Source organism: Flavobacterium sp. FG19 (genome assembly GCF_057809475.1).
Genome location: NZ_JBMDKA010000059.1, coordinates 1 through 11,578 on the forward strand (window position 1 = coordinate 1; position 11,578 = coordinate 11,578).

General features: G+C 35.7%; 6 protein-coding genes. All 6 read left to right on the forward strand.

Going from position 1 to position 11,578, the window contains the following annotated elements; genetic code table 11:
• The first annotated feature begins 291 nt into the window (after positions 1-291).
• The 6 genes from ACODST_RS27425 to ACODST_RS27450 all read left to right on the forward strand — a co-directional run bounded on the left by ACODST_RS27425 (position 292) and on the right by ACODST_RS27450 (position 11,142).
• Complete coding sequence (locus ACODST_RS27425; protein WP_488935284.1) at positions 292-1,197, forward strand: hypothetical protein; 906 nt, start codon at positions 292-294, stop codon at positions 1,195-1,197.
• Positions 1,198-2,170: 973 nt separating this feature from the next.
• Positions 2,171-5,398: an RHS repeat protein gene (locus ACODST_RS27430; RefSeq protein ID WP_488935285.1), complete on the forward strand. Its 3,228-nt coding sequence runs from the start codon at positions 2,171-2,173 to the stop codon at positions 5,396-5,398.
• Complete coding sequence (locus tag ACODST_RS27435) at positions 5,355-8,909, forward strand: DUF6443 domain-containing protein (RefSeq protein ID WP_488935286.1); 3,555 nt, start codon at positions 5,355-5,357, stop codon at positions 8,907-8,909. Before ACODST_RS27430 ends, ACODST_RS27435 begins: the two co-directional genes overlap by 44 nt.
• Before the next feature lie 9 nt (positions 8,910-8,918).
• Positions 8,919-9,314: a hypothetical protein gene (locus ACODST_RS27440; RefSeq protein ID WP_488935287.1), complete on the forward strand. Its 396-nt coding sequence runs from the start codon at positions 8,919-8,921 to the stop codon at positions 9,312-9,314.
• A 243-nt stretch (positions 9,315-9,557) separates the two neighbouring features.
• Positions 9,558-10,220: an IS1 family transposase gene (locus ACODST_RS27445; protein WP_488935288.1), complete on the forward strand. Its 663-nt coding sequence runs from the start codon at positions 9,558-9,560 to the stop codon at positions 10,218-10,220.
• A 142-nt stretch (positions 10,221-10,362) separates the two neighbouring features.
• A complete protein-coding gene (locus ACODST_RS27450) occupies positions 10,363-11,142 on the forward strand; it encodes an RHS repeat domain-containing protein (protein ID WP_488935289.1) in 780 nt (259 codons plus the stop codon).
• The last annotated feature ends 436 nt before the right edge of the window (positions 11,143-11,578 follow it).

Here is an 11,578-nt window from a genome sequence, read left to right on the forward strand (position 1 = left end):
TTAGTTAGTTAGTTAGTTAGTTAGTTAGTTAGTTAGTTAGTTAGTTAGTTAGTTATGTTTTTTTCTCTTCCCTTTATTTTTTTAGATTGTTTTTAATTGTTGTTCTGGCCGGTGGAAGGCCGGGTGGCTGGATTGTGATATTTATTTGTGCAGGGTTTTCTATATTATTGTGAGCAATTCTTTGTAATTTTGAGATGAGGTATAAATTTTATTATTGCAGTATTCAAAGCCATTGATCTTTATACTGCAGCCTTAATTATTTTTATCGTTAATCCCAGCTTGTTAGATTAAATGATCATCTATGACAGTGTAGATCGGCAAGACTTTGAAGAACAATTAGCGGGAATCCAGAAAATGATGAATAAAAAATTAACATATTTTGTAGTTATAATAATTTTGGGAATTATAGGAGGGTATCCAATAAATAATTCTTCCAAAATAAGAAAACAAGGAGATTTGAAAGCAAAACATTACATGCGGTCAGATCCTCAGGAAATATCGACTAAATTCTCATCTGAAGAAACGCTGGTTTTGCAGGTGCTTACAGATATGAAAGTTGGAAAAACCACAGTGGATGGAAGGGAGGCATATAATACTGCTGCTTTTATTTTCATGCCTAATGGCTCAGGCGGCACAATTTCCTGTCCTCTTAATTATTTTCAAGTAAGTGTATCTCTTCCGGAAAAATGGATTTTAAATGATTCAGGAGAAAAGATCGAAATTAATAGAACAGATAATTTTAAAAGAATTATCGTTACAGAAAAGACAGGCGGCATTGAAACAGTAATCGGATTGCCCAATGCCTATTCAAAGAGACTTTTTGATTACTTCATGCATGACATACCGCATAATGAGAATAGATATAAAGGTTTTGACTGCTACGCTTTTGCAAGTTCAATAGCTAATGTAAAATATTACCCTGTAAGTCCTGATTTTGTTTACAAGGAGGGCGTCCCATCCATTGGGGATGTTGTTGTGCTGAGTAATGGAAGAAATCTGCCTGACTCTATAAAGCATTGGGCAATATTTCTGGGAAATAATCAATATTTATCAAAGTTTGGAAGAGCAGGCGAAGGCGCATCAAGTCTGGTTACTGTAATGGATTTGGAAGGAATGAAACTTTTATATGAAAGCAGTTTAACTTTTATCGCTGCTCCGAAAGCTAATGCAAAAGTGTGGGAAGGATATACTCCATAATCACAAGCACATGAACGCCTGGCGAACGTCTTTGCGGATCTGGGATTCAGTGTATTTAGATGCAGACAAAAAAGAAAAAAATTAACGGCCTGATGAGTTCGGTAATATATAGCGGTTAGAGTAGTTTCGGGCTGTAAAATAGATAAAATAATTCCCTAATAAGAATCATTGTAAATCCTCTTGCATCGTAAAAATTTATGAAATCAGACCGGAGGAAAAAGATATTCTGTTTTCCTAATGCCTGGTTTGCTTTTTCAAGAGCCGGTGAATTCCTTCCCAAAATGGTAGACTGCCCCAAAAAGTTAGACACTATTTGGGGGCAGTTTACTCTGACTTTGCGCATTTTTTTGTATTATATTGAATACACAACATCTCAAAAGTCTCTCAACTCTTTGTTTTTTTAGTGCTTAAACAAAAAAAGCTTCAGAGAAATCTGGAGCTTTTATCGTTGTAGCCCCAACGGGACAATTATCGAACCATTTTACGAGTGATTTGAAGAAAATAAATACATGTTTCGATGCAATATAATACACTGCCTTTTATTATGCTTACTAAAGTTTAAAATGTTTGATTACTTTTTTGTTTTTTAAATTATAGATTTACTTTACTTAAAAGCCCTGCCGTAATTTCAAATAATCATAATTTTCATTTTCTTCACAAATTAACCGGAAAACCAATCTCATTTTCAGGATTCTCATTATTTGTATTTTGACCCATTTTTTAAATCTGTAAAAAATATAGTACAGTTAAACATTGCGTGGTCTTTCGTTAAAGTTAAATCCCTCTGTATTTACTGAAAAGACTGAAAAATCAGGATCAAAATGTGGAAACCCGTAAAAATTTAATCGGACAATTATTTAGTTTTGAACGAAAATAAAAAAGGTGTTCCTCCAATGTGCACAAATTCGAACAATAGTTTCTAAAAATGGGAACTCAATATATTCAAAGCCAATAAATATAATTTAAAAAAGAGATGAAAAACGTACGTTTAAAAAGAATAATAAAAAGAGTGTTCTTTCTATTATTGATGACTGTTTCTTTCTGTATGAATGCACAACATTCTGAAGAAGAAACCGATAAATTTTCACCCGAAATTATTCCGCCCTCTCCCGCCGCGGCCGGATTGGGGAATTATGGAAATGTCCCGATAGGAATGACCACCGGGGCACCCAATGTTAATCTGGAACTTTATACCCTAAAAGAAAACGGTATTTCTATTCCGGTGTCCTTAAGTTACAGCTCAAATGGCGTTCGGGTTGATGCAACTTCCAAACAGCTTGGAATTGACTGGGATTTAATTGTGGGCGGAATTGTAACCCGACAGGTAAAAGGCGACGACGATTTTAAAATGGCATGGTCGGTTCCGGATGAATCCAGAATTTGTATTCCTTCAGATTTAAGTGCCATTGCTTTAAGCAGCCATCCCCCTCAGAAAGATATCTTTAGTTATAATGCACCGGGTATTTCCGGAAAATTTATCAGAGATGGAAATTCTTTCCGCGAATTGAATGTTTCCGATAATAAAATTGAGGCTCCCGTTGTTCTGGACGAAGACGGCAGTACTGCCCGTACTTTTAAAATAACCTCTGTAGACGGTACTGAATATTATTTTGGAGAAAATAGCGCAAGAGAACGATCCAGTAATGTTAGTTACTGTGGTGGTTCGCCAACCCCGTCAACCAGCGATACAGGGTATTTACTTACCCGAATTAAAACAGCAGCAGGACAGGAAGTTTATTTTAATTACATATCACAGGCTTTTATTTCTAATACTTATCAGCAAAAGGCAAACTCGGTTGTAAACAATTCCGCTCTGCCTTCTACAGCCAATATAGGTACGCCTTGTCAGACTACTGAACGTCATACGACCTATTTTGTTGAATCGATTGTACTGAATGATAAAAAAATAGCATTTGAATATACTGAATTAGAAACTAATTACAGTTATAATGAATCCAAACAGTTAAAAAAAATCAAGATCTATTCCGGGTTAAACACTCTTTTAAAATCGTTTGAATTTAATTATTATTCGGTACTGCCCAATACCAATTCAGAAGGTTTAAATTCGTATACGCAAACAGACCGAAAAAGGTTCTTTTTAAAAGAGGTTCTGGAATATAATAATTTAGAAACTTCCAGTATTAAACGTTACAGTTTTGATTATTATACTCCGGAAGGACTTCCTCCAAGAAACTCGTATGCACAGGATATTTTTGGATATTATAATGCCCGAAACAATAAAAATATGATTTTTAACAATCTGGGGCCGTTACATTTTTTATACAATGTTTTTAAAGCGGCCAATACCGCAGACAGAAGTCCTAATGCAGATGTGGTTGGGTATGGAATGTTAAAGAGTATTACCTATCCTACCAAAGGGAAAACAGAATTTGTATACGAACCCAATTCGGTTTATATAGATAAAACTTTTTATCCTCCTAAAACAGTTTATTCGACAGGGCAGGAGGCTGCTACAACGGCTAAATCTATTGATTCGCCTGTATTTAATATTCCCTATGCACAAACCGTTACTTTATATGGCGAGGCCGAATTAATGTATACTGGTGCAGGAATCTGTACTGAAGAATCTTATCCCACACACTGGACTCCTTACGCAAACGTATCTTTGATTAACCAGGCTACTAATCAGGTGGCAGCGACCTTAAAGTCTGATACCAACCCAACTATTGAAGCCAGTATAGGTGCCGGAAATTACTTTTTAAGGGTTGCCTCAATAAGGGCCTGTCTGAATATATACGGTTCGGTGACCTATGCCACAACCCAGCCCTATACCATAAAAGTAAATGATCCGGTAGCAGGGGTAAGGGTCCGTAACACTTACGATTCTGATGGTAAAGGAAATACCGTTACCAAAAGATACTATTACGGCACCCAGAACTGTCTGGAATGCAGTACCGGCCAGTTTGCCATTGCCAATCCTAACTCTGAAGCCAATTATGATACTTTTACCGCAACGGATAAAAACACTTACACAATGTTTTCCAATGCCAGAATACCTCTGAATTCTTTTGACGGGCCTGTGTTGACTTATCATACTGTGCTGGAGAGTTTTGGTGAAAATTTTGAAAATGGGGGGATCATCCACAATTTTGTACCGGCATCTGATGAACCTTCTGTGGGAACCTGCGATGAATATATCAGAGGGACTCCTTATTCAAACGGTTTTCTTGGCGGAACGGAATACAAAACAACCAAGTTTAGAAAAAATGGATCAGCTTATGTTTATCTGTCACAAGATGAGCTGATTTATGAATACGATCCGGCTTATGATTTTGCAGCTAAAAATTATACATCAAGACTGTATATGATTTATGTAAATCCGGGATATACCCCGATTACAGATTATTTCTATAATTTCAATATCTACGAAACCAGAAGCCAGAGACATTATTTGTCAAAAAAAATAACAACTGTTTTTGATCAGAACGGGTTAAATCCATTTAGTACCACAACAGAATATAAATATAACAAACCGAACCATTTTCAGATGACTTCTGAGATTACCACTAACTCAAAAGGACTGCCGTTAGAAACAAAGTACTTTTATGCCAAAGATTCAGAAATGGCTTCTAAACCGTTTGCTGCAGAACTAACCGCAAAAAATATGGTCGGAATTCCATTAGATACTCAAACTTATTATAACCAGACCAAAACATCAGAAAAGCTGACGGTTTATGATAAAAGTACGGCAACAGCCGATATACTGCTGCCTAAATCGGTTTATGCCGCCTCATTTCCTAATGCCTTTCCAAGTATCACTAATGTAGGAAATCTTGAAAAGAAAATCACCTATGATCAATATGATGATAAAGGGAATATTCTTCAGTACACTTTAGAAAACGGTATGCCGGTTTCCATAATCTGGGGGTATAACAAAACACTTCCTGTGGCTAAAATTGAAAATGCCGTGTATGCTCAAATAGAGGCTTTATCCGGTTTTGGAAGCGGATTTACTCTTTCGGCAGCTTTATCTGCAGCGCAGGAAACCACTTTGCGAAGCAGTCTGCCGGATGCTATGATAACCACTTATACCCATACTCCTCTGGTGGGCATCAGTACCATGGTCGACCCTAAAGGTGATAAAACAAGTTATACTTATGACAATTTTGGAAGACTGGAAACCGTAAAAGACAGAAATGGAAACATCCTTTCTGAAAACCAATACAATTACAAACCATAAAACCAAAAGCAATATGAAAAACATTATAAAACTTCTTTTGGTTTTGTTTCCCTTTATGGTAAACAGCCAGACCCAGACCGAAAATTACGTTAAAACTGTTACCTATAAAACAGCCAGTACCGCAAAAATAACTGCACCAACCATTACGCAGGCCGCACAAAACGTGACTTATTTTGACGGACTGGGAAGACCTGTACAAAAAATAGATCGCCAGCAGTCTAAATCCGGAAAAGATATTATTACCCATATCGAATATGATGGTTTTGGAAGACAGGTAGAAGAATACCTGCCTTTTAAAGCTGAAACCACTACTATGGCTTTTGACGCCGCCGCCAAAACCAAAGTCATGTCCTATTACGGAAGTCCTAACAGCACCGTTAACGGAAACCCGGCACTGGAAGCCACAACAACCCCTTTCAGCCGTAAAGAACTCGAAGCTTCTCCATTAAACCGTATCCTGAAACAGGCCGCTCCGGGAAATGACTGGAAGTCAGGTTCAGGAAATGAAATAAAAATGGATTATCAGGTCAATATCGCCAATGATGTAAAGCTTTTTAATGCGACGGCCACCTGGAACGCAGCGTCAGGCCTGTTTGATATTGCTTTGGCAAATGCAGGTTACTATGCTGCAGCCCAGCTTTCCAAAACCATTACGTATGATGAAAACACAACAGCTGTACCTGTAGAATCTGCAGGATCTACCGTGGAATTTAAAGATAAAGAAGGCAGGGTTGTTTTAAAAAGAACCTATGATGCCGGAGTAAAACACGACACTTATTATGTTTATGATATTTACGACAATCTTACCTATGTAGTTCCGCCAAAAGCAGACGGAACCCTTACAGCTGCCGTACTAAATGATCTATGTTACCAGTACAAATACGACAGCCGTAACCGTCTGGTAGAGAAAAAACTGCCAGGAAAACAGTGGGAATTTATAGTATACGATAAACTCGACCGCGTAGTGGCCGCCGGTCCTGCCAATTCGCCTTTTTCAGATCTGACTACTACGGGATGGTTAATAACCAAATACGATATTTTTAATCGTGCAGTTCTTACCGGCTGGAAACCTGCTTCGGGAATAACTTCCGCAGTCAGAAAAACACTGCAGGATGCCGTGTCGCTTTTAACTTCCAATAACGAAACCAAAATAGCCGCTGCGACCAATACAACGGTAAACGGAGTAAGTTTCAGGTACGATAATGCTGCCTGGCCTACAACCGATTATCATGTGCTCACGGTAAATTATTTTGACGATTATAATTTCCCTAATGCGCCCACTATTCCAGCAACGGTACAGACACAAACGGTATATTACAATACTGCTGTAAAACCAAAAGGACTGCCAACAGGTTCCTGGATCCGTGTGTTGGAAACCAGTGCTTTATACAAAAACGAACTGTCGTATACACTTTATGATGCGAAAGCAAGGCCGATACGAAACCGGGTACAGAACCATTTGGGAGGTTATACCACTATTGACAACCTGTATGATTTTAGCGGAAAAGTACTGCGGACCAATACTTATCATAAAAGACTGACAACTGATTCAGAACTCCAAACCGTAGATACTTTTACCTACTCGGCACAGGACCGTTTACTGACCCATACCCATCAGATTAACGGAGGTACGGTGGAATTACTCGCCAGTAATACCTACGACGAACTGGGACAGCTTATTTCTAAAAAGACAGGAAATACAGAAGCCGCTCCCACACAAAACGTAAATTATAGTTATAACATACGAGGCTGGCTTACGGCCATAAACGATATTAATGCCTTGGCTAAAACAGGAGACCCTAAGGATTTGTTTGCTTTTAAAATTAATTATAATACTGCTGCAGCTGCGATTAGCGGTGTTACGCCTTTATACAACGGAAATATTGCCGAAACGTATTGGGCCACAAATTCTGATAACGGTATTATAAGAACTTACGGTTATAAATACGACAACCTGAACCGATTGAAAGAAGCTGTCTTTAAAAAAGCCGCCACTATTAGTAATTCCTATAATGAAAGTCTCACGTATGATAAAAACGGAAATATTATAAGCCTGTTGAGAAACGGAGGCAGTGAAACAGCAGCGAACCAAATTGATAATCTGGCGTATACCTACCTCAATACTTACAGTAACCAACTGGTAAAAGTAGTGGATAACGCCACAACCTATAAAGCAGGCGGTTTTGTAGACAGTGCCGCCAATACGGTTAACGATTATACCTATGATGCTAACGGAAACCTGATCTCGGATAACAACAAAAGTATTACGGCTATCACCTATAACCATTTGAACCTGCCTGCCAAAATAACGTTTGCCACAACAGGCAATATTATATATCTTTACAATGCTGCCGGGCAGAAAGTACAGAAAGTAGTAACGATAATCTCACCAGCCAGTGTTACCACCACTGATTATCTGAGAGGATTTCAGTACGACAACGCTACTTTGAAATTTTTCCCAACAGCAGAAGGCTATGTAGAACCTGATGGAAGTTCTTATAAATATGTATACCAGTACAAAGATCATCTGGGTAATATTCGTTTAAGCTATGATAAAACACTAGCTATAAAAGAAGAAAACAATTATTATCCTTTTGGGTTAAAACAGGAAGGATATAATAACGTTAAAACCGGGGTTGAAAATAAATATAAATACAACGGAAAAGAGCTCCAAGACGAGTTGGGGTTTAACTTTTACGACTATGGTGCACGTAATTATGATCCGGCTTTAGGGCGTTGGATGAATATTGACCCGCTTGCTGAATTATCAAGACGATGGTCGCCATATAACTATGCCTACAATAACCCCAATTATTTTATTGACCCTGATGGCATGCGATCGGATACATCAAACATTAAAGAAGAGGGAAAAGATGATGGTAGCTCAATGGCCAAGCAGATAGAAGAACAAGCTGATATAAGTAAACAAGCTAATAAAGATTTTAAAGAATATTTAGAGTCTACAACTAGTGAAACTGAAAATGATGAAGACGGAGATGAAGAACCTCCAGTAAATTTATTTACATATTTTAAAAATGATGTTTTTAATAATGTCGTAAATAGTAGAAGATATAAAAAAGGAGATGGAGTATTCAGTGTCTGGACTCATGGCGCATCTGGTCTTATAGCTGACTATATAAATGGTGGCAATATTACAAGTGTAGAAGCATTTGAAGCTATGATGGAAAAAATGAGTCCAAACTGGGTTAATGCTAGAGATAAGGCGGGAACTGTACTATTTTTATTTTCATGCAAATCTGGGGATACCAACGATATTAATGGTGTAAATCTGGCTAAAATGATTTCAAAAGCACATCCAAGAATGAGAGTTGTTGGCGCTGAAGGATTTTATGCATATTCAAAACTACAAAATGGGAAATATAAAATATCTGGAATTGATGCCATTAAAGATTCTGGTGATAATCTAGGCTATATGGTTTCCTATAAAAATGGAGTAAGAGTACATAAAGAACTTTATACAGATGTCTTAAAAAGAATAAGAAAAAAATAAAACAATATTATGAAACAAATTAAACTTACGATGGTTTTTATTACTTTAATGTTAGCTCTTACTGCTTGCAAAAAAGAAAAAAAAGATGACGAAATAATTGTAGAAACAGAAAATTCCGCTACTTACTTTGAAAAGAAATTGAATAACATAGAACTGATGGATTCTTTAAGTAAAAGAGTTATAGAACATGGAGACCCAAAAGCCTATTTTGAAATCCAATCGATATATAATATTGCCGAACAAAGACAAACATCAGCCTTGTATTATGCCCTTATAATGGCTAATAAATATCATTATAATCAAGCTTATTATGATGTTTACTATATTTTGGATTCACCAAAAGTCGATAATAAAACAAGAGAAATGGCTAAAGAATATCTAAAAAAATATAAAAAAGAGAACTAATTCTCCCGCTCTGCAAAGAGTTCCTTATAAAAAGCTGCCCTGCTCTGCGAAGAGTTCCTTATGAAAAGGGTAGTGTTTCAAAGTTAGTGATATAAGATTTTGAAATTCTAACCTTTTGAAATCGAACAAATTTTAGAGATAAATAATTTAAAGATGAGCATTACTGCTCATCTTTTTTGTTTTAATATTGCCTTAAATGAGCTAAAATGAGTAAAAATGCGACATAGTGTTCCAAAGTTAGTGATGGTCATGAATTGTCCAAAATGTAAAGAGCAAAAGGTTATTAAAAATGGGAGAACAAAAAATAATAAACAGCAATATTATTGTAAAATATGCTCTCACCGCTTTATAGAATATTATACAAATCAAGCTTACAAATTAGATATTAATGAAAAGATTGTTCAATTAACCAAAGAGGGATTAGGAATAAGAAGCACTGCAAGAATACTGGAAATATCAGCCACAACATTATTGAAAAGAATTGTCTGCATTGCGAGAAATATAACCAGACCAATTATCAGCAGAGGCAAAGCCTATGAAGTAGATGAGCTGTGCACTTATATCAGACACAAGAAAAATTATATCTGGCTGGTTTATGCTTTGGAAAAGAATTCTAAAAATGTGGTTAGTTTTAATGTAGGCAAACGAACTAATAAAACTCTGAATCGTGTTTTGGAAACTCTGAAATTGGCAGAAGCAAAAAAGATATTTACTGACAGATTGAAAAATTATCGATATCTGCTTGATGAGAAGATGCATTCTGTTAAGCGCTTCGGAACTAATCATATTGAAAGAAAGAATCTGACGCTCAGAACTCATCTGAAAAGACTCAACAGACGTACAATATGCTTCAGCAGAAGTTTAGCTGTTTTTAATGCTATTTTAAAGATTTATTTTTGGATTTAAGCAGTAAAACAGTAAGTTTATCCTGCAAAATCATGTTCTTAAAATCATTGTATTTAACAGGTAAAAACTTGTAAAAACAGTCACAAACCCTTATAAGTATAAATACAACGGCAAGGAGCTTCAAGACGAGTTAGGGCTTAATATTTACGATTATGGGGCGATGATGTATGACCCAGAACTAGGACGAAGGAATAATATAGACCCATTGGCGGAAATGTCAAGAAGATGGTCGCCATTTAGTTACGCTTATAATAATCCTTTACGTTTTATTGATCCTGATGGAATGCTTGCGCAATCTGTTATTGATGACATTTGGAATAAATCTGGAAGCGGTGAGACTAAATGGACAAATAACAACGGTACTTTTACTAATGGCAACGGAGATACAGTTGATGCAACCGAGGAGAATGATGATGGAGATGGAGACGGAAAAGGTAAAAAACTTTCAGGAGGTCAATATAATGGTAAAAACTCTGGAGATATAACCAATAAAAGAGATTTTAATGGTTTTACATTAGATATAAGACAAGTAACAGATCTTTCACACGAAGAAGCTTTTGATTTATTTGAAAATGTATTTAAAGAAAGAAAAGATATGTTTGATGATATGATGGAGTGGATAGATAAGTCGGGTTATGTATTAGCAGCCGATGTAAAAACTTTATTAGAAGAACTAAGTAAGGCAAATCCTTTAAGATTAAGTGCTATCGCGATGACAGAATATGCAAAATGGAAAACTAGTAAGGTATCTAGTCAAAATGAAGAAGTTTTCAAAGCATATATTGGTTTACATGTTAAAGATCCTTCTCAAATGAAAGGTATTATTCAGATATATGAAAGATTTGGAGTTAGTTTATATGAAGATGTAACAGTTCATTATTACGATAGGTCAACTGGTAAATATTTAGGAAAGGTAGATTAAATGAAAAAATATAACACTTATAATATAGTTTTAGAGCTTCTGTCTATAGTTTTATCTATAACATTTGCTAAATTCTTAAAGAATGTAGATTTGATTTTTTTATATAAATACATATTACTTTTTTCATTCTTGGCAATATTAATTTTATTAAAAATAAAATTAAATGATAAGATTATGAAAATAGTTTTTTATTCAAATCTTTTAATAATAACTACTTATTATGTAGTAAATTTAATTATGTATTACAATTAAAAGGGTAGTGTTTCAAAGTGGTAATGTATCAGATGTGTTGGTGGTTAATTAATGCCTCTAACATTTACAGAAAATCAGATATTTATATTAATATAGCATAAAAAATAAGACAGCCTTTGGGCTGTTTTAGGTAGTGTTTCAAAGTTAGTGATATGAAATTTTGAAATTGAACAAATTTTAAAAA

Coding starts and splice junctions, on each gene's coding strand:
- ACODST_RS27425 (WP_488935284.1), top strand. CDS start 292: ATGATCATCTATGACAGTGTAGATCGGCAAGACTTTGAAGAACAATTA.
- ACODST_RS27430 (WP_488935285.1), top strand. CDS start 2,171: ATGAAAAACGTACGTTTAAAAAGAATAATAAAAAGAGTGTTCTTTCTA.
- ACODST_RS27435 (WP_488935286.1), top strand. CDS start 5,355: ATGGAAACATCCTTTCTGAAAACCAATACAATTACAAACCATAAAACC.
- ACODST_RS27440 (WP_488935287.1), top strand. CDS start 8,919: ATGAAACAAATTAAACTTACGATGGTTTTTATTACTTTAATGTTAGCT.
- ACODST_RS27445 (WP_488935288.1), top strand. CDS start 9,558: ATGGTCATGAATTGTCCAAAATGTAAAGAGCAAAAGGTTATTAAAAAT.